Origin of the sequence: Pseudomonas sp. W22_MBD1_FP4, from assembly GCF_052113765.1 — a bacterium.
Classification (GTDB): domain Bacteria; phylum Pseudomonadota; class Gammaproteobacteria; order Pseudomonadales; family Pseudomonadaceae; genus Aquipseudomonas; species Aquipseudomonas sivasensis.
The window spans coordinates 114216-139412 of sequence record NZ_JBGQOI010000012.1 but is presented as its reverse complement, the minus strand read 5'-3'; the positions used below and the strand labels follow the sequence as shown (position 1 = coordinate 139412).

The window sequence follows — 25197 nt, the reverse complement described above, 5'->3', positions numbered from 1 at the left end:
ACGCGCCTCAGATCAATGTGGGAGGGGGCTTGCCCCCGATGGCTTAGTGTCAATCACTGCATCGGGTGACTGACCCATCCCCATCGGGGGCAAGCCCCCTCCCACACTTGAACTGCAGTGTTTTCTGAATCAGGTTTAACCCGAACCACCCGCACCTTGCGTCTGACCTTGTGAACGGATTATTCACTCACGAGGCTCAGCCCATGTCCTACCCTCTGCTCTTCCTGCGTCCTGCTGCCCAAGGCTTTGCGGTTACCGTGCTGGTAGCGCTGGCCGGGTGTGGGCTGTCGTCTTCGCCTGAGCTGGCCAAACCGGCGGCCCCCGTCGCCGAGCTGCAAAGCGCGCCGGTCCAAGGAGCGTTGGTCAAACGCATGGCAATGCCCGCCCCAATGCGCATGCAGGAATCAGCAGCGATGGACTATCGCAGCGAACCCCGCGAGCAATACGCCAACCTGCCGGACAACCCGGTGCACCGCGTGGCCGAAACGCCGGTGTCCACCTTCAGCGTCGATGTCGATACGGGCAGCTACGCCAACGTACGACGCTTCCTCAACCAAGGCAGCCTGCCGCCCGAAGGCGCTGTGCGATTGGAGGAAATGGTCAACTACTTTCCCTACAGCTACGCACTCCCCACCGATGGCTCACCGTTTGGCGTGACCACCGAAGTTGCCGCCACCCCATGGAACCCGCGCACCCAACTGCTGCGCATCGGCATCAAGGCGTCCGACCGTGCAGTGGCGGAGCTCGCACCGGCCAACCTGGTGTTTCTGGTGGACGTGTCCGGCTCCATGGATCGCCGCGAAGGCTTGCCGCTGGTGCAAAGCACACTGAAATTGCTGGTGGACCAGTTGCGTGATCAGGACCGAGTTTCATTGGTGGTGTATGCCGGTGAATCCCGCGTGGTGCTCAAGCCAACCTCAGGGCGCGACAAGGCCAAGATCCGCAATGCCATTGATCAACTCACCGCCGGCGGTTCCACGGCAGGCGCATCCGGCATCGAACTGGCCTACCAGATGGCCCGCGAAGGCTTTATCGACAAGGGCATCAACCGCATCCTGCTGGCAACTGACGGTGACTTCAACGTCGGCATCAGCGACTTCGACAGCCTCAAGCAGATGGCCGCCGAGCAGCGAAAAAGCGGTGTCTCACTGACCACCCTCGGCTTCGGAGTGGATAACTACAACGAACACCTGATGGAGCAACTGGCCGATGCGGGCGACGGCAACTACGCCTACATCGACACCCTGCGCGAAGCCCGCAAGGTGCTGGTGGACCAACTCAGTTCAACCCTGGCAGTGGTTGCGCGGGATGTGAAATTGCAGGTGGAATTCAACCCGGCCCAAGTCAGCGAATATCGCCTGCTGGGTTATGAAAACCGCGCCTTGAAGCGTGAGGATTTCAACAACGATAAGGTAGACGCCGGCGAGATCGGCGCAGGACATACCGTGACAGCGCTGTACGAAATTGTGCCGAAGGGCGAGAAGGGCTGGTTGGAGCCTTTGCGTTATGCCAGCGCGCCTGCGGCGGAAGGTAAGTCCAATGAACTGGCGATGGTGCGCGTGCGCTACAAGCCTGCGGCGGGCGGTGATAGCCGCTTGATCGAACGGCCCATCAGCAACGAAACCACTAAGGCCAGCGACGACCTGCGTTTCGCGGCGGCGGTGGCCGCCTTCGCCCAACAGCTCAAGGGCGATGGCCGCTACACTGGCAACATGAGCTTGAAGGACACTGCCGCACTCGCCCGCTCGGCGCGAGGCGATGACCCGTTCGGCCTGAGAAATGAATTCGTGCAACTGGTGGACTTGGCCCAAAGCCTAAAACCCTGATCTTAACCACGACACGGATCAAATGTGGTAGGGGGCTTGCCCCCGATGGCGGTAGATCAATCAGTACATTTTTGACTGACCCACTGCTATCGGGGGCAAGCCCCCTCCCACACTTGAACAGCGTTAACTTTACAAAAGGAGTTTGCCCCCTACATGGCTGTTCCCGATGATCCACCCAGCGACGAATCCCTGCTGGCCCGCTACCGCACCGGCGAGGCCGCCGCGTTCGAAGTCTTGTACGCGCGCCACCGTCAGGGCCTCTACCGCTTCCTCGTGTCCCTGAGCAACAAGGCCGAACTGGCCGAGGAAATCTACCAGGAGACCTGGCTCAGCCTGATCCGCAGCAGCACCCAGCCACAAGGTCGGGCGAGCTTTCGTACATGGCTGTTCCAGATCGCCCGCAACCGCCTGATCGATTACTGGCGCAAGCACGGCATCCATAACCCGTTGCACGACAGCTACGACGAGCAACTGCACGCCCAGCCCGACGACAGCGCAGGCCCTGAGCAACAGCTAAGCCTGAGCCGCGACCAAGCGCGCCTCGACGCCGCCCTGCAAGCCTTGCCCGAAGACCAGCGCGAAGCCTTCCTGCTACGCCTGCACGGCGATTTGGACGTGCCGCAAATCGCCGCGCTCACCCACGCGCCGCTGGAAACCGTAAAAAGCCGCTTGCGCTACGCCCAGCAGAAATTGCGTCGTCTGCTGGCCGAGGAGGTACCTGTATGACTGACTCCCGACACACCCCTGACGACGAGCTGCTCCAGCACTTTCGTCAACACAGCCCTGGCGAACCGCCCGCGTCCCTCGACGCCTTCATCCTCAACACCGCCCGCCGCGAAGCCCCGGCGCCGCAACCGAGCTTGTGGCAACGCTGGCTGCACGCCTGCCAACGCCCGCGCTGGCAAATGGCATTCGCCACCGTGGCCGGCTTGGCGCTGATGATCGGCGTGGTCATGCGCTCACCGGTGCCGCAAGCCGAGATATCCACAGCGACCTTCTCCGCCTTGCACGAAGAAGCCGCTCGCCCTGCGCCGCAAGCGTTGTCCGCCCCTGCACCGATGGCTCGCATTGCGGCCGCGCCCAAGGTTGAAAGTGCACCGGTTCAGGCTGAGATCGCCGGAGCGCTGGCAGATCAGTCCGCGGCAAAGCTGAGCAAGCGCGCGCCGCTCGCGCTGCCGTCATTGGAGGAGGAGTTGCAGGCGATTGTGCGCTTGCGTGAAGCGGGTGAAAGCAAAGCCGCGGATGAAAAACTGCTGGCGCTGCACGCGCGCTTCCCCGAGGAAGACCTGCCAGCGCAGCTGGAGGCGTTGCACAAGCGTTGACCCACAAAAAAGCCCCAGATCTTTCGACCTGGGGCTTTTTATCTGTATCTGGTGCCCCGGCGTCGTTTGAACTGGGCAGTGAGAGCCCTGTATTTATTGGGTGTGTTTGGTGAGGCGTCGGTTAGGCATACACGTGGGCATACACGGCGCTTCCTTCTGGCCACTTTTTTCGTGGTATCCCCGTAGGGTAAAGCAACACCAAATGGTTACTGATGTGGTGCTTTCCAGCTGAGTAGTTACTTCTTCGTTCGACCTTCTGCCGCCAGTGAGGCGAGCGCAAGGGTGATGAATCCTGCATTTTCATCCAGGGTATTCAGTGCCCCACGGATGTTATGTGCCACTTCTGTAGATCCTCTTTGCTCAACCCAGTTTGACAGCTCCTCGATAGCTGCCCCCAGCGCCAGTTGGTTTTCATTCATGCGCTTGAGTAATGACGCAAGCAAAGGGGTGTCTTCCATGATGTTCTCCCGCCGTGTCGTCAGGTAGTCAATCTACCTCCAGCCAGTCGCATTGCATATTAGCTGTCCTCACCACCTGGTGATCGGAAATCACGCTGGTCATCTTGATTCCCTAGATGCGTAGTTGCTTGGACTTGACCACCCATTTGCATTCGACTTGACCAGTCGTTTGCATCGGATTTGACCAGCACACTGGGCGGCCTTGATCGGCAAACAACGGCCAAAAGCAGTCAGTCGACGGGTTTGATAAAGATGATTAAACAGCTGGTATTTTGTAAACAACCGAGTCGTACTTGGCTGATGTGCGCATCTCGAGGATGATCCCACCTAGAGCCTCGGCAATACGTCGACTCGCATGGTTGTCCGTCGCAACGGGGTAGATGAAACTTTTTGCTACCACTCGCTGGCTGGCCCACTGAACAACCGCTTGGACCGCTTCACCTCCAAAGCCTAGCCCGTGTTTATCTTCACGAATCCAGATACCCAGCTCCGGTGTTTCACCGTGGGTATCGTGCAACCCGACAAGGCCAGTAAAACGAGTATCTTCGAGTTGTCTAATTGCGAACACAAAGTCGCTGCCATCTGCGATTGAAGGCAGCCATTGCCGCCAGACGTTTGCATAGTCCTCAAGAGAAGCAGGTGGTTCCCACGACATGTAGCGAGTCAACGAGGCGGTTATACAAGAGAAGGATTCAACAGCGTCCTGCGCGCGGAATGGCTCAATTCTAAGGCGTGGCGACTGAATGCAGATTTCGCGGGTATCGACGAGCATCGTAATTTCCTTACAAGAGGTGCAGTACTCCGTGTGTGTCCAGGAAAAGTAACATGCTGATCATTTCTTCAGCGAATCGGACGTCCTCTTTGGGTCGACTTCTGCCAATCAGGGCCACCCAGTGTGCTGGTCAAATCCGATGCGAACGACTTGCCAAGTCGAATGCAAATGAGTGGGCAAGTGCAATACAAATGGGTGGTCAGGGTGAGTGCAATTACCCACCCTATAGGCCAACAATGTGGTGTAGGGCCAATTTGGAAAGGCAGCATGAGAGCACGTATCCAGCCCCCCTCCAAAATTGGTGTAACCGGTGTTACGAGTGTAACGCCCTTCACCAAACACCCGGTTTCATTGGCTTTCATGCCCGTTACACAGTTGAGCGACATAGCGAACCCGTGATGTAACGCTGCCCCTGCGTGTAACGCTAAAGTCAGCATCCGGGTGTTGTGGGCAGGCGCTGTGCGCTCGGGCCTACCAAGCGAATTTCGCGGGCTCCGCCTTTCGATGAGAGGAAATCACGCTGGGGACCCTGAGAGCTTTAGCTTCACACGGGGCATGAAACCCGCGGGATCGTGGTAGCGGTAACCACACCAGCTTACTGAAATTTCAACGTTGAAATTGAAAGGATCTTGAAGAAAAAAGGGCATCGTTACCGTTATGGTAACGGTACTCTCAGACAGCTGAAAAGGTAGGGCATATGCACAGGTGAACTGGAGTTCACCAGGTTCACCTGTTCACTAAGCTGGGCGCCCTTTCGCTAACACGATCCCGCGGGTTTCCTACCCCGTATCTAGTCATCTCCCCCAGGGGCCCCTGGAATTTGCATTTGGGAGAGGCATGACCATGAACTCTATCGCTGAAGGTTTATCCGCTCGCGGGGGCTGGGGGCCAAAAATTGGTGTTAGAGTTGTTACATTTTTGTTATCTATATGATTAGCATTGGTTTTTATGGATTCACACTTCTGTGCGCTTCTGTCTCAATAAGGTTTTACAAGCAGAAAAGGTGTTACATCCGAAGGTGATAATCGTGCTCAAAGCTCCCAGTGTGGGGTTATTTCTATATGAGTACCTTTTTCGGCCCAGAGCTGACATGTCTTGCGACTCGACATTTTCCAAAACGACACGGCTTACTTAGCTAAGGCATATAGCTATCGTATCGTCGGCCAATCCGTTGCGATTGTCGAAACCGTGCTATACCTCAGTCAACGATCGTGGCAGAACGCCGATATGTAATAGATCAGGAGGCGAAGTCAACCACTCGTCTGCTCCCATGGGATGCTCACCTGATTTTATTGACTAATAAACATACGCGCCCATAATTTCGCGCTCGCGAACTGTAATGCCCATGGATGGCGCAAGAGAGGTGACTCTTGATTTTCTCCGAACAAAAAGTGGCCCAGATGGCGGCTTTCTTTTTGGCTCGCCGTGAAGCTCCAATGGCTCATATCAAGCTAATGAAACTGCTCTACCTGGCTGACCGCTTGAGTATGGAACGCTACGACGTTCCAATGTCTGACGACTTCCAATGCAACATGAAAAACGGCCCGATTCTTTCGGCGACCCTGGATCTGATGAACGGCACTCGTCGAAGTGATGCTTGGAGTGCGCTGATTTCCCCCATCCAGCATAACGCGGTGGCACTCCAGCGAAATTTTGCATGGGATGAGCTTGATGAGCTTTCCCGGGCAGAGTTGGCGATTCTTGACGAAGTGTTCGCGAGTTTTGGCCACATGGAGCGCTGGGACTTAGTGGATTATGTCCATACGCTCCCGGAATGGGAGAATCCTGGCAGTTCTAGCAAGCCGATTGACGCCGAGGTGACCTTCAAATCTTTTGGTTTCACCAAAGTGCAAGCTCATGAGAAGGTCGAAATGCTTCAAACCCGTAAGCTGCTAGGTCAGAAACTCGCTGAGATGTCGTGATGCCGCAATGGACCATATTTCAGCAAGGAACGCTGTTCATCCTCACGGGGCCTGTCCCGCACCTCCACGTGGTGATGAACGATCCTGTTCACTGTGGCGAAATCAACGAAATGAGCGTTTTGGTAGTAAATTTTTCATCTGTCCAGCCCGGGACTTTCCACGATCCTGCATGCGTTCTGCAGCCTGGTTGCCATCCGTTCATAAACCGTGAGAGTTGGGTAGTCTACAGAGGCGCTACGGTGCTAAAGGTGCCCAGGCTGGAGGCTCAAATTACAGCCGGGGATGTTCGGCCGGACGCCCCAGTCAGCCGCCTTGTCTATGATCAAGTGAGGGCAGGCTTCGATGTGTCAGATCTGGTCGCTCCGAAAATCTCCCGCTACCTCCGCAAGCACTGTCTCTAGGTAATATTGTACTGATGTTAGATTCAATCTAGATATCACACACAACCTATACCCCCCTACTGTAGCGCCTCGCGACGTTAGCACTAGTCCTTCCATCGATGCTCTTACGGTTGTCGTCCCTGGCGCTGAGCGTCCCGGAGCCGATTGTGCTGGAGCTCATGGACGGTGTTCTCGACGCCCCTTTCGCTGAACCATTTGATGAAGGTTGCAGGCGCCATCCAAAGGGGCCAAACATCGGCGCTTGCGGTATCCGCCGCATCGATCGCGGCAGATATTCTCATCTATCAGCAGAATTAGGGGCCGGCGAGATGATACGAAGCCTTTCGTGAGGACTCAGCTTGGTTAAGGTACGTATAGGCCCGCAATGACTGGTCGCAAGGGTTGTTGCCCTGAGGCTGCCTTGGTTCGGAGGTCGTATGAAGTCTGAGCATTGTGATCCGTGGTCTTCTCGGAGCAAATGCAATAGCGCACTGAACTAATGAGCTCAAGAATGTTGAAAATTAGGCAGTGTCGGCTTGTGGCACACTGAGCTCATAGGTGGAGTCGGGTGTTCTGTGCATGCGTTCTGCATGAAGCGATCTACCCGCACCTAGTCCGAAATCGTTTGATGCCTTTGTGTGAGGAGGTTGCGGTAATGTTCTAGCCCCGAACTGCTTCGGGGCTTTATCGACGGACGACGTGACCTAGCTAAGGTGTCTCCTGGTGGACCGTGGTGCTGACCAGCCGCCCCTATTACCAGGCAAACTTCACCGTGAGGATATCAGCGGTTACGCAATGCCATTCTCGACCGCATCCGGGGTAATCGCACGGGGGCGGCCAATTCTGATGCGGTACGAAGAAGCGTGGTAATCGTTGCCTTTTGCGGGCTGCACCGGTCCAATCAGATGCTTTCTCTGTTGGCTCCATCGTTGTATAAAGGCCAGAAGTGTAAAATGAGCTTTCTCGAGCTAGCAGGGGATCTCTCTACCTTCTGTGTTGCTCCTTCTAGGCACAAGTGTTCGTGTTTCTGAGCGGGGAAGCAACCAGGCGAAAGCCAATGAAAGATCTGTTTTTAAATGGAATATAAAAAAGGATTAGTAAAGTGATACCTGTTCTTCTGGATGATTTACCGACACTTGATGACAAGCTGGGATGGGACCGTGAGATTCAACGTCTTAAAGTTCGCGTTGAAAAATGTCCTACGCCACATGTGCTTGGCATCCATGGTGACTGGGGAGCAGGTAAGACAAGTTTTATGAGGCAACTGCAGCATAGCTTAGGGGGCGAGGCTGAGGCAGGAGTTGTGCGTCAGCAAGCTATCCACGCCATTCCCGACGAAAATAATTCAGTTGTCACTATATGGTTTGACGCTTGGCGATATCAGCATGAAAGTAGCCCAATTGTAGCGCTGCTGCAAGAGATGCGTCGTCAGTTCTCAACTATGAAAAAAGTTAAAGAGAAATTTGAGAAGTTAAGTACGGTAGCGCTTCAGTATACTTTAGATGGTTTGGCCGGAATTGGAAAAGCTATCGGATATGAAGCTATCCCTAATTCAGAGAAAATTAGAGGGTTGGGTGAGGCCTGGGAAAAGTCAAATTTTCATCAGGTCGGTCAGTTTGATTCGTTACGTAAACATCTTCATGATACAATAGTGGCACTGCTTCCTAATGGGGTTGACACTAGAGTAGTTGTGTTCATTGATGACCTTGATCGATGTAATGCTAAGTCTGCTTTTAAACTTTTGGAAGGCTTGAAAATCTACTTAAGCCTACCTAATTGCGTATTCATTCTAGGGATGAACGAAAATATTCTGATTGATGCTGTGCGGGAAGAAATTTCAGCGCCTGCGAACGCAAGTGGAGGGGATGTTTACTTGCGTGCAAGTCATTATTTAGAAAAGATATGTACTGATATATACAGGTTGCCGTTACCTCGAACAGGTTCTGAGTTTTTTTCTAAAATGCTCATGGATGGTTCTGCTGATTCTAACCCGGCTCAGGCATTTGTATTAGCCGTGGGGGATACGATTTGTCTTCCGCCCAATCTTCGTAGATTAAAAGCATTGGCTAATCAGTGGAAACGATTCTCAGGATGCGTGTTGATCCCTGAGGATGTGGAAGACCAAAAAGTGTGGGCAGTGAGAGTTTTAGTGGCTTCATATATACATCAGTTTCACCGAGATCTCTGGGAGAGGTGGCACTTTGATGCTGATTTTTGGAATGAATGTGTCGCATGGTGTTGTGGCGAGCGTAGTCATAATGCCGATGGTGTTGCCATGATCCCTGTTTGGGCGGCGGCTTTGAAGCTCACATCTAAAACCCAGGTCGGAGATAGTGGCGTCAGACCGGCATGGGCTGTTCAATATCCTAATCCTGGTGATATTAATTTATTTTGGATAGATGAGTTGATTAGAGAGTATCGAGATCACCTTCTGTCCGTTGATTTTAGACCCCTACTAGAAGGGCACCAAGCTGCCTTGGAGGTCTAGTGGTATATACTAATGGTGAAATAATGGAATTGTGGAATGAACCTGCACTTCGAGGATATCTCGGTGAGGTCCGGAGGAAGCATGGGGTCGTTGAAACTCTAGCTCTTCCATCCCTGCGAGATCTTCCATCGGTTCAAATAGAAACTCTTTTTGTCCCGCCTATGTTGTCGACAGCTCCTGTTCATACGGACGAAGACCCTGAGGATTGGCCAGAAGGTAAAAACCTCTTGTCTGAGCTAAGTGAGCTAGGGCAATTGGTTGTGTTAGGTGATCCTGGAGGGGGTAAAACCACTCTCAGTAATTGGCTGGCGTGGCGCTTGACCTCTGGATCTTCCGCGCCCTTGCCGGAACCTCTTCAGAATAGAATTCCTTTTCCTTGTATATTGCGGGATATGCCAAAAACCTGCTTTGAAAGTGGATTTACGGTCTCTGATCTCGCATTTGCGACTGTAGTTAAACTAATTGGTGAAGGCAAAGCGGCGCCCCTTGAACGCATTGTTAGAAAATGGGTAAATTCGGGAAGATATGTTCTCGTTCTCGATGGTATTGATGAAATTCCTGTGCATAGACGGCCTCTCATTTCGTCATGGATACGCGAAGCGCATCAGCAAAGTGCGGTTGTATTGGCGACCTCTAGAATTGTAGGTTATGAGGACTGCCCGGTAGACTCAGATAACAGTGTAGGAGAAACAGAAAAAGGATCTCTCGACACTTTGATGGGTAGTGTTAGGGCTGCTTCGGGTAAGCGCCGTGCTCGCAATATAGAAGGATTGGCTAAGCCGGATTATATAGAAAAAAATAAAAAATGGGCGAATATAAGATTTCTAATGCCTTTCAGTCAGGGTCAGATATCGGATTTCGCACGTAATTGGTATAGCCAAAGATGTGTTAGCAATGTTGAGGCTAAACAGAAAACTTCGGATTTTCTAGGGTCTTTGGCTCAGTCTGATATAACTCAAAAACTTGCTCGGACTCCCAATCTATTGAGTCTGATGGCAATCGTTCATCGAGAAAGAGCACATCTACCTGATGGCAAAGCGCTTCTTTACGAAGAAATAGTTAATGCGTACATTAATACTATCGATAATCAGCGGCGAATAACTGCGGAAAGTAACCTTTCCCATTATGGTTGGAAAGACAAAAAGTCTTGGCTCGCGTACGTCGGCTTTAAGTTGCAAAGTTCGAGGGATTGGGGGTCCTCCACTGCGGGAATTTTAGCCTCCGAGGATGAAATTGTCAGTTGGCTTGGAGAGGCCATAAGTCAGTCAGGAATCGCGGATTATGAACTTGTTGCGAGGGAGTTTTTAAGTTGGGTTGCCAGACGGAGCGGTCTACTTCTTCCTCGTGGTGAAAACAGATACGCTTTTGTTCACCTTAGTTTTCAAGAGTATTTCTGTTCCTGCTATCTAAGTGATTGTATTGTTCGGCCTGCATTTGTCACAGGTAAGATGCCTGCCGACGCTTTAGTTACTCGAGAAAAAATAGGCTCATGGGCGCAATTTCCTGAGTGGCTGGAGACGTTCATTTTCCTATTTGAGTCTCTTTCGGCAGAGCATGGGTTTGAGTGGGTAGACATACTGGTTGGTGTGGTGTTTGGGAGCGGGTCTGGAGAGCTTGCAAGTTTGGCCGCTAGATTGATTAAGAATAAGCATGTAAAACTTCCTGAGTATACGAGAGCATTCCTTGCTTCAGGATGCGTGACTACAATTTTCAATGAGGCTGAGTATCGAGCTGAGCCTGTGTCTGAAATTGCCAAAATTATGCTTGATGCAGGATATGCTGCCGTTTTTGCATCTGATAGCGAGTATGCTAGTAAGTCTCCAGAGGAATATGCTTCTTGGGCTGAGAAGGTTAGAGTATTAGTAGCTATTAGTGGCGTTAAAATAAGTGCAAACACCCTGAGTTTGTTTAAAAACTTAGAGGCTATTTCTGTTCGTGACACTGTGATCGATCTTGCCGGGTTAGAAAGATCGGAAGATATCAGTCTTCTTAGATTTACGTCCGCCGCCCCTGAGAACTTTCAAGAAATTGCTTTTTTTAAGAGTTTATCTACTTTGGAGCTTCGCGATATAAAGGTGTTGGATCTTAAGCCGCTGATGAGTTTAAAGGAGCTTGAGGTTCTCGATTTGTCGGGGGTCACGATAACGGACCTGTCACCGATAAAAAACTTGAAAAGCTTAAGGTATTTATGTCTCAAAGATATTGAGGTCTCTGATTTGAGTCCCATTGGTGGGTTGAAAAAGCTGGAGTCTCTTTCTATTACAGGCGTGCCTATTAGAGATGCTAGCTTTGTTAGGGGGCTTACTAATCTTGATTACGTTCAGCTCGCGAATTTGTATCTTGATAGTCTTGAATGTTTTACTGCTTGTAAAAAGATATCGACCATGGACTTTAGTTATGTGGATTTGTCTGACTTTTCTCCTGTTTCAAACTTCAAAAAGCTTGATCATTTGTTTGTCGCTGGAGTGAAGGATTTAGATTTAAACTCAGTGGGAAGGCTTAATAAGCTTGTCATGTTGATGCTAGAGGACCTTGAGGTTGAAGATTTTTCGCCATTGGCGAAATGTAAAAATCTATCCCACTTATTTGTACGTAGGGTCATTTTGAATAATCCAATGTCTTTGAGTAAATTGGCGGGAATCAGTGCGCTTAGTCTCATTGATATTCATTCTGTAAAAGACATATCGTATATTAATGATTTTCGAAGTCTGCGTTATTTAGATATTTCGGGCTGTCCTGTAGAGGATGTTTCGGTGCTTGAAAGTATGTCGGTTCCGTTTACACTAAGGCTTCGCAATGATCACAGCTATGATTTGTCTGCCCTTTCTGTTAAGGACGGTTTTGATGTGGCAGTTAGAGAAGCCGATGTTGAGGTGTAGTGCTAATTTTGGTAGGAAGTAAAATGGGATGGAGCGCTATTTTACGGGCGCTTCATTATTTGAATATCTAGCTCAAGTATCTAGGTGAACTCGTTTTAGTAAGATTTTTACTTGCGCGTAAGAGCTTGTTGAGGTTTTTTGATCTTTAAATTTCAATTGGAGGCTTTGAGATTGATTTTAATAGAAGTCTAATTTTTATTGCGGATTTCGCTGGTGAGTTTGGGAGTAATCGAAGCAGCCTTTTTCTTTTTTTCGCTGCTTCGAATATGTTTTTGTTAAGGTGCTAGTAAGTCGGCCAGGCGATATTGATCTGAGCGGTCTGCGAGTTCTCGCCAGGTCCAGCTTCCAAAGCGCTCGCCCTGTTCCGGGATGTCTAGCTTCAGCAGCGCAACCGGATCCCGACTAATCATTCTTCGTGCAGCCCATAACTTACCGCCGGTCTCCAGCAGTGCTTTCGCGGCCTCGTTCCATTGTTCTTCCAGCACAGTGTTCGCCAGATGTGCCGCTTTACTCTCGATCTTGGCGCGTTCTTTTTGTGCCTCTGTGATATGCAGATCAATCGTCACAAGCTCTTGTTCCAGCGCGGTGATCAGCAGTTGTTGGCGGCGGTGATGCTCAACCGCAGCCGTGAGGTTTTTTGCGGCCTTTTGAGCCTCCGCGTTAGCGGCTTTTTCGCCCTCTACATCGCCCCAAGCCACGGCCTGTGCATAAGCGGTAGCTGCATCCGTTTCAGCTTGTCGAGCCTTTGCCATATCCTCCTGATCGCTCTGGCGGACCTGCTGTAACCGGGTCTCAATGCTTGTGCGCTTTTCGTTGAGCTCCACCTCGTCGGCTTTCCAGGTCGCCATATCGCTGATGTATCCCGCAGCCAAGCTCTCGTGGTTCGCCAGTGCCTCGAGGCGATCGATCTTTTGATTCAGACGGTGGATCTCAAAGTCTCGCGAATCGATGCGTCTTTTGTGATCGTTGATTTCATCTTGCACTGCCCGTTGACGGCCTTGCTGGATAACCTCCGGGCTTTCCAGCGCTTCTTCGAAGGGCGCCAGGTCGCGCTGTATGCTCTCCATTTCGAGGGTCAGTGTGTCGCGGCGGTCTTTCAGTTCTTGGATAGTGTTCATCTGTATTGTCTCTGTGTACTGCGGTTGATTGGGATGGTTGTCGAACGGCTGGCGAGGCCGGTAATCAGCCGGCGCTACCTCGATCAGCAGGCATGCTTCAGGCAGCCCCGGCCTCGCTTTCTTCCTTGCCCGGAATCGTCTTCACGATGTAGCAGCGTTGCTGACCCAGACCGGGTAACCGAACCAGACTCGACGCCTTGCCGTCGCTGGACGGTTCCAGCACGCCTCGTTGCAGCAGCTCCTTGTTCACTGCACTGATGTTCATGCCCTTGAAGATTTCGGCCCTCCAGGCTTCCGGCAGTACGTAGTAGGTGTTGGTGGTGTGCAGTGCGTCGCCCATTCCGTGTTCCATCGTCTTGCGAAAGCCCAACCGATCAATCGTGCGTGGGCCGTGCTCATCGATTTTGGCGGCGGCAGATTCCCAGCGGGTGAAGCGGCTTTCTCCAAACCGCTCGATGATCTGTCTCAGCCGCGCCAAAATCGCATCGCCCTCGAAGTTTCCGGCGCCGCCGCGTTCGGCTAGCCATGCATGCAGGCAAACCCGTGCAGCCGTCGTGGCCGTACCATCAGGCCAACCGGTGACGCCGAAGGCGGTAGCCAACTCTCCGGCCGCTGCTGCGAGGCCAAAGCGAAGGGCGGCGCGTTGCGCCTGACCACTGGCCGACGCGGGCAGGTTTTGGGTGATGAACTGTTCCACCGTTCGGCGAACGATCACCGACCACCTGAGCATTTCTCCAGGCGCGCACAGTGCGTGCAGGAAGGCGGTGAGGGCTGTGCCGTAGTATTTGGCTACACGGGCCTTGAGCGCATCGGAGAGGGCGGCTGCGTCTTCGAAACCGTTCAGCACATCGAACATGCCGAGGCCCTTGCTGGCATCCGCAGGCACCGCAAGCATGCGCATCTCCATGCCCGCTTTCAGCTCCTTGTTTGCATCCGCCATGTGCTGCGCCAATGTCTTCTCGCCGGTCGAGAGAAACAGCAAGCGCCACTCTTGCACCTGTCGGCCAGCTTGTCCTCGATCATTCGCCCGGGCCTTACCGGTGCCGTTGCCGAGCATGTAAACCGTCTCGCCAATAATGCGTGGGTCACACATGCCAATTTCATCCAGCACCAGGAGCCCGTCTGAATGGGCGGCTGCGATGGACTCCAGGGCGTTATCTGTCGAGCGCCATGAACGCACCAGACGCGGCCCGCCATAAACCGATGCAGCGACTTGCAGGTGAGTGGTCTTGCCCCCGGAGCTGTCGCCATACAGGTGGAAACCACCTGACTCATGCCCCAGCAGGTTTAGCAGAGGCCCTGCAAAGGCCACAGAGACGACAAACGCCAAGCGATGGTTACCAACGCACAGTGCGCCGATTTGCTGCTGCCACTGCTCCAGAGAGCCCGCCTCGCTGATCGGTGGCAGTTGGGCACCGGCCTCATAAAAATGCAGATGTTCGGCGTGCGAGCCGATCTGTTGTTCGGGCAGAAGGAAGGCGTTGTCGTGCCAACCTAAGCGCGTTACCAAGCGTGCGCGCTGGGCACTGTCGAAGCCACCGAGGTAACTCTGCAGGTCATTGCGTGTGTTGCGTCCAGATCGGCTTCCCGCGAGGCGCAGGCCCATGTCTACCAGTGGACCGAGTACGTCCTTGCCGAAGTCGCCAGTCATGGTTCGGGCCGGAATGTTCCAGCGCTTTTTGGCGCCGTCCGGGTCGTCGAACTCGACCAATAACCCCCAGTTGTGGCCCTTGTCGTCGCGAGTACGGGCGATGATTTCGAGAGGCGAACAGACAGGACGCGCCTCACCATCATCGCCGGAATAAAACACCCCTTCAGACGTCAGGCGAAAGCCGCCCGGCATTAGGTCGTTTTTCGATTTCGCAAGGCGTTTGGCGGGCACCTTGGCATTCTGTTCTTGAGGTTCAGTTGGCTCAGCGGCACTGCCGAAAAACTCACCGCTGCTCACCAGCTCGGCGACGTGGGCAGCGGTCCAGCCTTTGGCTAACGCATCCGCTGCATCGTCGCCGTCTGCCCGTTTTCCACCCTTGATGAGCGTGGGCTTTCCGCCTTTGCTGCTGGGCTTGAGCTTGAATACGTCGAGCGAGACTCGTTGTACCGAAGCGACGCCCAGCTCAATCAACTTGAGCTCGATGGCGTCCATGCAGGTCTTGCCGCTGGCATCGTTATCCGGCCATAGCACCACCGTGCGCCCTTTGAGTGGCGTCAGGTCCGCCTTGTGCCAAGAGTTGGAGCCGTTCGGCCAGCAGGTGGCGACGTGGTCCGGCATCAGTTCCGCGGCAGCATCAGCGGCCTTTTCACCCTCACACAACACCACATGCGCGCCGGCGCGCTGTGCCAGTTCATCCAGGCGTAGCAGAGGCCTAGGTTCCGGCAATCCTTGCCAGCGCCATTGCGTGGTTTGCCCATCGGAGCGCTTGCACCAGGTCAACGGTGCGAAAACCTTTCGCGTTTTTCCGTCTTCATCTGGGCCCAGGTCAAAGCGATACAGCGCCATGACCGGCTGGCCTTGTGCATCGCGATAGATCCACAACTTGGAGGGAGCACCGTGTTGCCGGTGTTTTGCTGGGCACTTATTCATGGCCTCGACCGGGATCGGCTGAATCGCGATCCACTCCGGCGTTGCGTTCTTGGCCGGTGCGCTTTTCGTTGTCGCTGAGCCAGCAGAAACGCTGAGCAGATCCGCCAGTTTTTTGCAGGCTTCAACATCGGTGCCGCCGTCGATGTAGCGCACTAAATCGATCAGGTCTCCGCCCTTATCGCCGGTGGCAAAATCCGCCCAGGTGCCTTTGCTCAAATTGACCTTGAGTGAGCCTGCACGTTTGTCCGTGCGCGTGGGGTTCGGTGCGGTGTATTCCTTGCCGCCGTCCACGCGTTTGCCATTCGGCAGCCAGTGAGTAAGGACACGGTCGATACTCTTCAAAGCGGCGCTTTTTACGTCGGCAAAGCTGGGACGTTTTGAGGTGTTGCCGGTGCGCGGGGTCATGGCGTGGTACTCGCTGCACACAGTGCATCGTTCACGTCATCGATCAGTGCTTTAGCCATCTCGCCCAGGTAGAACGCCGGCCAACTGAAACGCTCGCCTTCGTCACTCATTGCGGCATCGAGAGTCAGTTGATTGGCGTAGTGCTGAAACAGTGAAATTGCTTCCAGCGCATCCTCAAGCGGCACACCTGCATTGACCCGGAATAGCTTCTGGTGAGTGTCGTTAGCACATGAGAATTCGGCACGCCCGAGAGTAGTGGCAGTGTTCACAGGGCACCGCCTTTCTGGCCCATTGGCACAGAGGAGGCATCACCGTACAAAGCGAGTGTTTTGATCAAGCCCAAGGTGCCGCGCACGTCCCAAATAACGGATGACAGCACACGGTTGGAGAGCACGGGTTTATCGCCGTCTAAATGATCTTCCAGCAGCATCAGAACTGAATCGGCTCGCTCCAGGGCGCAGGTGATGGCATCGATGGGAATACCGGCTTCGGCGTCCTGGCTGACGCAGAGCAGATCCTCGGGAAGTGAAAAACCTGGGAGCATGCTCATTGGGCACCCCCTGCGGCTTCCAGGGCTCGCGCTTTTGACATATGGGCGTTGTAACGGGACAGACGTGTGGCGAGGCTGGAGTTGGCGCGTAAAGCGGCGAGAGCCATTGCTCGATGGGCGGCGGCGCGAATTTTGGACGGATTGAGGGCGTGCATGGGGCGAAACTCCTATTGTTGAGGAGCTGCCACACTTCGTCGCCAAACGAATTAGGGTGGCAGCTGTGCGCAGGTTGGCGAACCGGGACAATAGGAACCCGGCAGACCCGAAGGTCTCCCACGCACAGCCGCCATAGCACGTGAATGCGGGCACAAAAAAAGCGCCTGCAATCGTAATGGGGGCGCCTGTGCGCCTATTGTAGATCGGGTCGCCAAACCCGGTCGCTGAATTTGCAGCGACGGCCAGAGAGTAACGCCCGTTTTTTGAAAGTGCAACTGTGCAGATCGCTTGCGGATTTTTTCGGTGAGGAATAAATTGATCAGGCATGTAGATTTACCTCAACGCCTCCGGTTGCCGCCGGGGGCGTTTTCGTTTCAGGCATGGGCGTCCCAGCGCAGGGAGACAAAGGGCAACAGGTCGCCTTCGAGGCACGCGCGCGCATCCTCGTAGGCGTCGATTTGTTGGCCTTCGTCGACGATGATTGCTTGCGGGGCTTGGCAAGGAACTGACAATGCGCACCAGATGCCATCTGCCCATCGCATCACCATCACGTCCCGGTTCAGGCGTTTTTGCTCTGTGCGGTGGCGCTCAAAACGCTGCATACCGCGTGATGAGAACCCGACTGTTCTGAGTACAGAAAAGGGCTGCACGGTGGCCCTATTGGCGACTCGATTTTTCATGCTGCCACCTGGTCGCGAGCCTCTATGCGGCTTCGTGCCCATGTTTGGATCTCAGATAAAACCCAAGCTACGGGCGCACCGCGGGCGTTGCTGTTGCTCAATTTGACGGGCAAGGGGAAGCCGCTATCTGTGTGCTGCATGAGTTTGTAGATGGTGGAACGCTTCATGCCCACGATCCGCTCGACCTCGGGCATACGGATCAATGTCGACGATGCGTCAAAGATGGGGTTTGGAGTGGTTGGGTTAAAGCGGGGAGGTTTGGTGATAGACGCTTTCATAGGTCTTGCTCTCGACTGGTTAGGGCTGAGAGCAATGATCTAGGTGCGGGTCGGAGATGAGCAGTTCACTTCCAATTGAAATCCGATTGAAATTTCTGGCTTACAGCACGAAGTAGCGTTTGAGAATGGCTTCAACCCTTTTGCGGGTGAGGGCTTTTTCGGTCTCAAGCGCAATCCACTCAGGCCGTTGTTTTGGAGGTTTTGCTACCTCGCCTTGTAGCCAGGCATGCACCTTCGTTGCAATGTTGCGTTTGGACATCCCCGCTGCACGGTAGTGGAGCCCCTTTTTAACTATCGCGGCGTCTCGAACGCTAATTTCCTCGTTACGTTCCATGCCGCTGATGAGACCGCCTTTTTTGCGGATTGCATTTTTGATCGCTCGTTCGGCGATGGGTCTTAGTTCATCGTCGACCAGGCAGGGTATGGATGTGATCGGTTTTAGATAGAGGGCGTAATCATCAAGTGTCTGAATGCGCTCATCCGGATCGACCTGTATCTCTACGAGCTCGCAGTAGAGGTCCCGCGGCAAATCGGTAGGAGGTTCAGGCACATGCGACCAAGCATCTTGATCGGCTGTTTGCATCCAGTTGACTAATGTCTCCAGCGCTTTTACGGCACAAGCCATGATGTAGCCCGCATGAGCATCACGCTCCGACACCGAGTAGTAACCGCTGTACATTCGTACCCAATGCGCCAGGCGTGCCCTGGTGTCGGTGGAGGCATATTGAAAAATGCTCTCCTCATGAATCATTGTCTGAATGCACATGCTGCCGAGATCTTTGATGTCGGCGAGATCTTTATTGATGTCTTCGCGATGAATCCGCAGCCAGCACTGGTCGATCAGGTGGCAGGCGTCAGCGACCTGTTCAAGGCAGAGGTCATAGAAAGGTTGTGCTGAGAGAGATTTGAGCAGGCCGCTGCTTAACGCCGAATGCAATATGGTTTGGCGATCAGTCATTGCCACGTGTCTCAGGCCCCGTGTAACCGAGAGTCCCACGCCCTGCGCTTGAAAGGCGGAGCCAGCGAAGGTCGCTTGGTAGGCTCGGGCGAAAAGCGTCAGCCCGCAGCGCCTGAGGGCTGACTTTAGCGTTACACGCCTGAGCAGCGTTACATCGGATGTACGCTATGTCTCTCAAGTGTGTAACAGGCGTGAAAGCCAATGAAACCGGACCTTTGGTGATAGGCGTTACACGAGTAACACCCGTTACACCGATTTTGGAGGGGGGCTGGGTATGTGCTCTCATACTGCCTTTCCAAATTGGCCCTGCACCACATTTCCATTCACTAGGGCATCAAGGTGATCGGCGTACCACTGCATCATCACTCTGCGCTGAGGCAGGTACACCGCTTTGTTATAGACCCCGGCAATCCCCTCCTTTGCATGAGAGAGCTGGGCCTCAATATGATTCTCATCGAAACCCTGCTCATTGAGTATGGTGCTCGCGATGTGACGAAAGCCGTGGCCTGTTTGCCGACCGGCATATCCCAGTCTGCGTAGCGCCATCAAAAAGACGGTGTTGCTACGGGGGATTGTTCTGTCTTTCCTGCCTGGAAATAGGAGAGGGTACGCACCTGTAAGTGTTCGTAACTCAGTGAGCGCTTCGATTGCCTGTCGAGAGAGAGGCACCACATGTTCGCGACGACGTTTCATTCGCTCGGCAGGGATCGTCCATAGCTTTTTGGTGAGATCGATTTCTGACCAGCGTGCTTCTCGGATCTCGCTCGGGCGCGATGCTAATAAGGAAAGCAAGCGAAGCCCGATACGGACGTCCTTTGCGTGAGGGTAGGAGTTGATTGCTCGAAGTAGCGCAGGCAGTTCTTCAATCGAAACGTGCGCATAGTTTTCAGCGCTACGCGATTGTAGGAATTTGCTGAGACCCTCAAGGGGGTTATGGACGGCTCGTCCTGTTACGCGGGCAAGGTCATAGATCTCTTTACAAAAGGCACGAACCCGGCCCATTTGTTCAATGATCCCCTTTTGTTCCATGCCTCGTAGAAACTCCATCCATTCCAGGGGCAGTATTTCTGTATATACGCGCTTGCCGAAGACGGGGAATACGTGAAGCTCCAGTGCGCCAAGCACTCGTCGAGACGTACCTGACTCCCAGCTTGTGCGTCTGGCCTCAAACCACTCGCGGCCTAACGCTTCAAAAGTATTGTTGGCAGCAACCTGGTCTGCAACTTTGCGAGCTTGCTTGCTCACTAATGGATTTTTGCCGGTCGATGCGTCTTCCCGCAGTTGAGCTGCTTTCTGCCTCGCCAATGAGCCACTAATTTCCGGGTAGCCGCCTAGGCCCAGCCAAGACCATTTGCCGTCTGGCTTTTTGTAGCGAAGCTCCCACGATTTTTGCCCGTTAGGTTTTACCCGAAAGTACAGACCATTCCCGTCCTGCTCCCGATAAGTAGCGTGCTCAGGCTCTAGCCCTGCAAGCGTGGTGTCTGCTAAGGGGCGGCGTTTGATTTCAGAGCGCTTCACTTCCTGTATGCCTCCAGTTATAGGAATTGCGAAGCATACACGTGGGCATACACGGCGGGAAGTTATAGGGGTAGACAGGGACGGATAGCCAGAAACAAGAAAGCCCGCACAGGGCGGGCTTCTTGGGGTGTTTCGTAGACTGTCTGAGACAGCCCGAGACTGCTATATGGTGCACCCGGCGGGATTCGAACCCACGACCCCTGCCTTCGGAGGGCAGTACTCTATCCAGCTGAGCTACGGATGCTTGTGCGGGCGACATCATACCCATGTCGTCCTTGGGCGTCCATGCTGGTGTTTGGCGCTAGACCGGTAGGAAAAGGCCCTAAGTCGGGCGCCGTTGGTCAAAGTGTGGGAACGTGGCGGGAGCGCGCTGATCTGAAAGTTCTGGCTAATGCGCCATTTTCGTTCTTTTTTTCGAACAGACTATTGCCCTGTACCCCCATTGATCCTAGGATTCGTTTGAGATTTCAAACGCTCTGTCTCCCGTGCGCATTCATCTTTCTCGCGTGCTGGGGCTGATTTCCCTGACGGCAGCCCACAAGGCGCCTTTCAACAACTCTAATTCGCTCCGCGTGCGCGCGGTGCTGTTAAGGAAAGCCGACATGCAGCTTAAAGATACCCAGTTGTTCCGCCAGCAAGCCTTTATCGATGGCGCTTGGGTCGATGCGGACAATGGTCAAACCATCAAGGTCAACAACCCTGCCACGGGCGAGATTCTCGGTACCGTGCCAAAGATGGGCGCCGCGGAAACCCGCCGTGCCATCGAAGCCGCCGACAAGGCCCTGCCGGCCTGGCGTGCGCTGACCGCCAAGGAGCGCGCCAACAAGCTGCGCCGTTGGTTCGAACTGCTGGTTGAAAACCAGGACGACCTCGGTCGCCTGATGACTCTCGAACAAGGTAAGCCGCTGGCCGAAGCCAAGGGCGAAATCGTCTACGCCGCGTCCTTTATTGAGTGGTTCGCCGAAGAAGCCAAGCGCATCTATGGCGACGTGATCCCCGGCCACCAGCCCGACAAGCGCCTGATCGTGATCAAGCAGCCAATCGGAGTGACCGCAGCTATCACTCCTTGGAACTTCCCTGCCGCGATGATCACCCGTAAAGCCGGCCCGGCCCTGGCCGCCGGTTGCACCATGGTGATCAAGCCTGCGTCGCAAACCCCGTTCTCGGCCCTGGCTCTGGTTGAGCTTGCCCACCGTGCCGGTATCCCGAAAGGTGTGTTGAGCGTGGTCACCGGCAGCGCTGGTGACATCGGCGGCGAGCTGACCAGCAACCCGATCGTGCGTAAATTGTCCTTCACCGGCTCGACTGAAATCGGTCGTCAACTGATGGCTGAATGCGCCAAGGACATCAAGAAAGTCTCCCTGGAACTGGGCGGCAACGCGCCGTTTATCGTGTTCGACGACGCGGACCTGGATAAGGCCGTCGAAGGCGCGATCATCTCCAAGTATCGCAACAACGGTCAGACCTGCGTCTGCGCCAACCGCTTGTACATCCAGGACTCGGTCTACGACGCGTTCGCCGAAAAACTGAAAGTCGCGGTGGCCAAATTGAAGATCGGCAACGGTCTGGAAGACGGCACCACCACCGGCCCGCTGATCGACGAAAAAGCCGTGGCCAAGGTTCAGGAGCACATCGCGGATGCCTTGAGCAAAGGCGCCAAGCTGTTGGCCGGCGGCAAGGTCATGGAAGGCAACTTCTTCGAACCGACCATCCTGGTCGACGTGCCGAAAAACGCCGCTGTCGCCAAGGAAGAAACCTTCGGCCCGCTGGCGCCGCTGTTCCGTTTCAAGGACGAAGCCGAAGTGATCGCGATGTCCAACGACACCGAGTTCGGCCTGGCTTCCTACTTCTACGCCCGCGACCTGGGCCGTGTGTTCCGCGTGGCTGAAGCCCTGGAATACGGCATGGTCGGCGTCAACACCGGGTTGATCTCCAACGAAGTGGCGCCGTTCGGCGGCATCAAGGCCTCGGGCCTGGGCCGTGAAGGCTCCAAGTACGGGATCGAGGATTACCTGGAAATCAAATACCTCTGCCTGGGCATCTAAGCCCCGGTTTGGCATTGCAGTAAACGCAAAGGGCACGAGAGCGCTGACCCTTTGCGTGTTTCACACCGTTATTCGTAGTGGCCGGGAAAGCTGTGGCAGTCGATCATCGCATGCTGCCGTAGTTGCCTCCCCGCCACGTATTCCTTGGACCACGCCACCCGATGAGTGGCGAATGAGGACTTTATGAGCAAGACCAACGCATCCCTGATGAAACGCCGCGAAGCCGCTGTACCACGCGGTGTTGGCCAGATTCACCCGATCTTCGCTGAATCGGCGAAGAACGCCACCGTGACCGACGTTGAAGGTCGCGAGTTCATCGACTTCGCCGGCGGTATCGCCGTGCTGAACACCGGCCACGTGCACCCGAAAATCATCGCCGCCGTGACCGAGCAACTGAACAAGTTGACCCACACCTGCTTCCAGGTACTGGCTTACGAGCCGTACGTAGAAGTGTGCGAAAAGATCAACGCCAAGGTGCCAGGTGATTTCGTCAAGAAAACCCTACTGGTCACCACCGGTTCCGAAGCCGTTGAAAACGCCGTGAAAATCGCCCGTGCCGCCACGGGCCGTGCTGGCGTGATCGCTTTCACCGGCGCTTACCACGGCCGTACCATGATGACCCTGGGCCTCACCGGCAAAGTCGTGCCTTACTCGGCCGGCATGGGCCTGATGCCAGGCGGCGTGTTCCGCGCGCTGTACCCGAACGAGCTGCACGGTGTGAGCGACGACGATTCCATCGCCAGCATCGAACGCATCTTCAAGAACGATGCCGAGCCGCGTGACATTGCAGCCATCATCATTGAGCCGGTGCAGGGCGAAGGCGGTTTCTACGTCGCGCCTAAATCGTTCATGAAGCGCCTGCGCGAGCTGTGCGACAAGCACGGCATCCTGCTGATCGCTGACGAAGTGCAAACCGGTGCCGGCCGTACCGGTACCTTCTTTGCCATGGAGCAGATGGGCGTTGCCGCCGACCTGACCACCTTCGCCAAATCCATCGCTGGCGGCTTCCCGCTGGCCGGTGTGTGCGGCAAGGCTGAATACATGGACGCCATCGCTCCAGGCGGCCTGGGCGGCACCTACGCCGGTAGCCCGATCGCGTGCGCCGCTGCGCTGGCGGTGATGGAAGTGTTCGAAGAAGAACACCTGCTGGACCGCTGCAAAGCAGTGGGCGAGCGTCTGGTGACCGGTCTGAAAGCTATCCAGGCCAAGTACCCGGTGATCGGTGAAGTGCGTGCCCTGGGCGCAATGATCGCGGTCGAGCTGTTCGAAGACGGCGACAGCCACAAGCCAAACGCAGCGGCCGTTGCCTCTGTAGTAGCCAAGGCGCGCGACAAGGGTCTGATCCTGCTGTCCTGCGGCACTTACGGCAACGTGTTGCGCGTCCTGGTCCCGCTGACCTCGCCGGACGAGCAGTTGGACAAAGGCTTGGCGATCATCGAAGAGTGCTTCTCGGAGCTGTAAGCGCAAGCTGACCTCTGCGACAGAAAAAACCCGCTTCGGCGGGTTTTTTTGTGCCCGTTGCCGCGTATTCAGGCCTTGTTCATTGTACGTATGGGCTTGCGTTGTCTAAGGTTGCAGCATTGCCGATGGAGCGTGCTGGATGACTGCTGTTGATTTACCGGCTGTACCCCGTGTGTTGATTGCCGAGGCGGATCCCTGGTCGCGGGATCTGCTCAAGCAAGTGCTGTTGAATGTGCGTTGCGACGCGCGGCTGGATGTGTGTGCCGATGGGCAGCACGCGGCTACGTTGCTGCGCGAAAAGGGCTACGACCTGATCCTGGCGGATTGGGAGCTACCGGGCATCGACGGCCTGAGCCTGCTGCGCAATGTCCGCCAGCAACGCCGCTCGCCCGCGTTACCGTTTATTTTGCTGAGCAGTCGCAATGACAGCGCCAGCGTGCGTGAAGCCTTGCCCCTGGCGCCCACGGCGTACCTCACCAAACCCCTGAACATGGAAAGCCTGACCCAGCGCCTGCAGGATCTGCTGCTTAATGAAGGCGAAAACGTGTACTGCGAAATTCCGCCGCTGGCGCCCGGCATGACGTTGCCCGTGTTCCTGGAGCGTCGTCGCGAAGCGTCTGATGGCGCGCCGTTGCGGGTCGATGTGAAAGCTGCCGTACAAGCCAGCCTCGGGCCTGATGGCCTGGACCTCAAACGCCTGGAAGACCTCGTGCGCATGGACCCGCAGATCACCGCCGTGCTGGTCGCTGCCGCCAACAGCGCCGGCCATCACGGCAAGCCGGTGCAGACGCTACCGTCGGCCTTGCACAAGCTCGGCGCTGGGCAAAGCATGAACCTGATCCTCGGCCTGGCTCTCAAGCACAATGTGGTGCTGGGCGACCCGGGCTTGGAGGCCTACGCCGAGCGTCATTGGCAGGTGTCCCAGGACACCGCCGACTTTGCCGGTCGCCTGGCGCGCATGTTGGAGCTGGATCACGAGCGCTGTTACGCCGCCGGCATTCTGCATCGGCTGGGTGATTTGGCATTGCTGCGCTGCCTGGAAGACTGGCGCCAGGGCGGCGGGGCGTTGGCTGACGAAGCAATTGGTGAGTCCCTTTACACCTTCGGCGCCGCCTTTGGTTCGGCGTTGCGGGCGCGCTGGCGCTTGCCGCTGGAGTTGCGCCAGCTGATCGCCGCGATTTATTCACTGGAGGGCGGGGTGTATGCCCGGGATGCGCTGGTGGTGAACCTGGCGGCGCAGATGGCACGACTGACCGAACATGAAGGTCTGGAAGCGCTGGCCGTGAGCAAGACCGCGCGCTTGCTCAAGATCGGTTTGTCTGAGCTGACGCGGGTGCGCAAGGCCTAGAGGGTGATGACATTCAAGCCTTCCCACAGGTCATCTCTGCTGTTGCATAGAG

General features: G+C 55.0%; 20 protein-coding genes and 1 tRNA gene. 9 read left to right on the top strand and 12 right to left on the bottom strand.

Features of this window, described 5'->3' with window-relative positions; translation table 11 throughout:
* The first annotated feature begins 203 nt into the window (after window positions 1-203).
* The 3 genes from ACEN2T_RS16910 (at window position 204) to ACEN2T_RS16900 (ending at window position 3148) form a co-directional block, all read left to right on the top strand.
* On the top strand, window positions 204-1826 hold the full coding sequence (locus ACEN2T_RS16910; RefSeq protein WP_442117044.1) for a vWA domain-containing protein: 1623 nt from the start codon (window positions 204-206) through the stop codon (window positions 1824-1826).
* 153 nt (window positions 1827-1979) lie between these two features.
* Window positions 1980-2552, top strand: a complete 573-nt coding sequence (locus tag ACEN2T_RS16905) for an RNA polymerase sigma factor (RefSeq protein ID WP_442117043.1) — start codon at window positions 1980-1982, stop codon at window positions 2550-2552.
* Window positions 2549-3148 carry a hypothetical protein gene (locus ACEN2T_RS16900; RefSeq protein WP_442117042.1) on the top strand — a complete coding sequence of 200 codons (600 nt, stop codon included), beginning with the start codon at window positions 2549-2551 and terminating at the stop codon, window positions 3146-3148. The genes ACEN2T_RS16905 and ACEN2T_RS16900 overlap by 4 nt, the downstream gene beginning before the upstream one ends.
* Before the next feature lie 236 nt (window positions 3149-3384).
* Here ACEN2T_RS16900 and ACEN2T_RS16895 read toward each other — a convergent pair whose 3' ends face one another.
* Window positions 3385-3606: a hypothetical protein gene (locus ACEN2T_RS16895; protein ID WP_442117041.1), complete on the bottom strand. Its 222-nt coding sequence runs from the start codon at window positions 3604-3606 to the stop codon at window positions 3385-3387.
* A gap of 256 nt (window positions 3607-3862) precedes the next feature.
* Window positions 3863-4378, bottom strand: a complete 516-nt coding sequence (locus ACEN2T_RS16890; protein ID WP_442117040.1) for a GNAT family N-acetyltransferase — start codon at window positions 4376-4378, stop codon at window positions 3863-3865.
* Between the two features lie 1370 nt (window positions 4379-5748).
* On the opposite strand from ACEN2T_RS16890, the gene ACEN2T_RS16885 reads away from it, so the two are divergent.
* From ACEN2T_RS16885 to ACEN2T_RS16875, 3 genes are all read left to right on the top strand, one after another.
* A complete protein-coding gene (locus ACEN2T_RS16885; protein WP_442117039.1) occupies window positions 5749-6300 on the top strand; it encodes a Panacea domain-containing protein in 552 nt (183 codons plus the stop codon).
* A 1482-nt stretch (window positions 6301-7782) separates the two neighbouring features.
* Window positions 7783-9168: a KAP family P-loop NTPase fold protein gene (locus tag ACEN2T_RS16880; protein WP_442117038.1), complete on the top strand. Its 1386-nt coding sequence runs from the start codon at window positions 7783-7785 to the stop codon at window positions 9166-9168.
* A 23-nt stretch (window positions 9169-9191) separates the two neighbouring features.
* Entirely contained in the window at window positions 9192-12047 is a 2856-nt protein-coding gene (locus ACEN2T_RS16875; protein ID WP_442117037.1) for an NACHT domain-containing protein, read from the top strand.
* Between the two features lie 275 nt (window positions 12048-12322).
* Here ACEN2T_RS16875 and ACEN2T_RS16870 read toward each other — a convergent pair whose 3' ends face one another.
* From ACEN2T_RS16870 to ACEN2T_RS16825, 10 genes are all read right to left on the bottom strand, one after another.
* Window positions 12323-13165: a chromosome segregation protein SMC gene (locus ACEN2T_RS16870; protein ID WP_442117036.1), complete on the bottom strand. Its 843-nt coding sequence runs from the start codon at window positions 13163-13165 to the stop codon at window positions 12323-12325.
* Window positions 13166-13262: 97 nt separating this feature from the next.
* Window positions 13263-16151, bottom strand: a complete 2889-nt coding sequence (locus ACEN2T_RS16865) for a DUF927 domain-containing protein (RefSeq protein ID WP_442117035.1) — start codon at window positions 16149-16151, stop codon at window positions 13263-13265.
* A complete protein-coding gene (locus ACEN2T_RS16860) occupies window positions 16148-16420 on the bottom strand; it encodes a DUF3077 domain-containing protein (RefSeq protein WP_442117034.1) in 273 nt (90 codons plus the stop codon). The genes ACEN2T_RS16865 and ACEN2T_RS16860 overlap by 4 nt, the downstream gene beginning before the upstream one ends.
* Window positions 16417-16701 carry a hypothetical protein gene (locus ACEN2T_RS16855; RefSeq protein ID WP_106805476.1) on the bottom strand — a complete coding sequence of 95 codons (285 nt, stop codon included), beginning with the start codon at window positions 16699-16701 and terminating at the stop codon, window positions 16417-16419. Before ACEN2T_RS16855 ends, ACEN2T_RS16860 begins: the two co-directional genes overlap by 4 nt.
* Window positions 16698-16856, bottom strand: coding sequence for a hypothetical protein (locus ACEN2T_RS16850; protein WP_442117033.1), 159 nt, complete (start codon window positions 16854-16856; stop codon window positions 16698-16700). The genes ACEN2T_RS16855 and ACEN2T_RS16850 overlap by 4 nt, the downstream gene beginning before the upstream one ends.
* A gap of 375 nt (window positions 16857-17231) precedes the next feature.
* Window positions 17232-17537, bottom strand: a complete 306-nt coding sequence (locus tag ACEN2T_RS16845) for a hypothetical protein (RefSeq protein ID WP_442117032.1) — start codon at window positions 17535-17537, stop codon at window positions 17232-17234.
* Entirely contained in the window at window positions 17534-17815 is a 282-nt protein-coding gene (locus tag ACEN2T_RS16840; RefSeq protein WP_442117031.1) for a helix-turn-helix transcriptional regulator, read from the bottom strand. Before ACEN2T_RS16840 ends, ACEN2T_RS16845 begins: the two co-directional genes overlap by 4 nt.
* Window positions 17816-17915: 100 nt before the next feature.
* A complete protein-coding gene (locus ACEN2T_RS16835; RefSeq protein ID WP_442117030.1) occupies window positions 17916-18773 on the bottom strand; it encodes a hypothetical protein in 858 nt (285 codons plus the stop codon).
* Window positions 18774-19055: 282 nt separating this feature from the next.
* Complete coding sequence (locus tag ACEN2T_RS16830) at window positions 19056-20291, bottom strand: tyrosine-type recombinase/integrase (protein ID WP_442117029.1); 1236 nt, start codon at window positions 20289-20291, stop codon at window positions 19056-19058.
* A 167-nt stretch (window positions 20292-20458) separates the two neighbouring features.
* Window positions 20459-20535: transfer RNA gene (locus ACEN2T_RS16825), tRNA-Arg, on the bottom strand.
* 358 nt (window positions 20536-20893) lie between these two features.
* Between ACEN2T_RS16825 and gabD the strand changes: the two genes are divergently transcribed.
* The 3 genes from gabD to ACEN2T_RS16810 all read left to right on the top strand — a co-directional run bounded on the left by gabD (window position 20894) and on the right by ACEN2T_RS16810 (window position 25145).
* A complete protein-coding gene (gabD, locus tag ACEN2T_RS16820; protein WP_442117028.1) occupies window positions 20894-22336 on the top strand; it encodes an NADP-dependent succinate-semialdehyde dehydrogenase in 1443 nt (480 codons plus the stop codon).
* Between the two features lie 183 nt (window positions 22337-22519).
* Window positions 22520-23797 carry a 4-aminobutyrate--2-oxoglutarate transaminase gene (gabT, locus tag ACEN2T_RS16815; RefSeq protein WP_032884867.1) on the top strand — a complete coding sequence of 426 codons (1278 nt, stop codon included), beginning with the start codon at window positions 22520-22522 and terminating at the stop codon, window positions 23795-23797.
* A gap of 139 nt (window positions 23798-23936) precedes the next feature.
* Window positions 23937-25145: an HDOD domain-containing protein gene (locus ACEN2T_RS16810; RefSeq protein ID WP_442117027.1), complete on the top strand. Its 1209-nt coding sequence runs from the start codon at window positions 23937-23939 to the stop codon at window positions 25143-25145.
* The last annotated feature ends 52 nt before the right edge of the window (window positions 25146-25197 follow it).

Coding starts and splice junctions, on each gene's coding strand:
- ACEN2T_RS16865 (WP_442117035.1), bottom strand. CDS start 16,151: ATGACCCCGCGCACCGGCAACACCTCAAAACGTCCCAGCTTTGCCGAC.
- ACEN2T_RS16910 (WP_442117044.1), top strand. CDS start 204: ATGTCCTACCCTCTGCTCTTCCTGCGTCCTGCTGCCCAAGGCTTTGCG.
- ACEN2T_RS16895 (WP_442117041.1), bottom strand. CDS start 3,606: ATGGAAGACACCCCTTTGCTTGCGTCATTACTCAAGCGCATGAATGAA.
- gabT (WP_032884867.1), top strand. CDS start 22,520: ATGAGCAAGACCAACGCATCCCTGATGAAACGCCGCGAAGCCGCTGTA.
- ACEN2T_RS16890 (WP_442117040.1), bottom strand. CDS start 4,378: ATGCTCGTCGATACCCGCGAAATCTGCATTCAGTCGCCACGCCTTAGA.
- ACEN2T_RS16845 (WP_442117032.1), bottom strand. CDS start 17,537: ATGAAAAATCGAGTCGCCAATAGGGCCACCGTGCAGCCCTTTTCTGTA.
- gabD (WP_442117028.1), top strand. CDS start 20,894: ATGCAGCTTAAAGATACCCAGTTGTTCCGCCAGCAAGCCTTTATCGAT.
- ACEN2T_RS16905 (WP_442117043.1), top strand. CDS start 1,980: ATGGCTGTTCCCGATGATCCACCCAGCGACGAATCCCTGCTGGCCCGC.
- ACEN2T_RS16840 (WP_442117031.1), bottom strand. CDS start 17,815: ATGAAAGCGTCTATCACCAAACCTCCCCGCTTTAACCCAACCACTCCA.
- ACEN2T_RS16875 (WP_442117037.1), top strand. CDS start 9,192: ATGGAATTGTGGAATGAACCTGCACTTCGAGGATATCTCGGTGAGGTC.
- ACEN2T_RS16850 (WP_442117033.1), bottom strand. CDS start 16,856: ATGCACGCCCTCAATCCGTCCAAAATTCGCGCCGCCGCCCATCGAGCA.
- ACEN2T_RS16900 (WP_442117042.1), top strand. CDS start 2,549: ATGACTGACTCCCGACACACCCCTGACGACGAGCTGCTCCAGCACTTT.
- ACEN2T_RS16835 (WP_442117030.1), bottom strand. CDS start 18,773: ATGACTGATCGCCAAACCATATTGCATTCGGCGTTAAGCAGCGGCCTG.
- ACEN2T_RS16870 (WP_442117036.1), bottom strand. CDS start 13,165: ATGAACACTATCCAAGAACTGAAAGACCGCCGCGACACACTGACCCTC.
- ACEN2T_RS16810 (WP_442117027.1), top strand. CDS start 23,937: ATGACTGCTGTTGATTTACCGGCTGTACCCCGTGTGTTGATTGCCGAG.
- ACEN2T_RS16855 (WP_106805476.1), bottom strand. CDS start 16,701: ATGAGCATGCTCCCAGGTTTTTCACTTCCCGAGGATCTGCTCTGCGTC.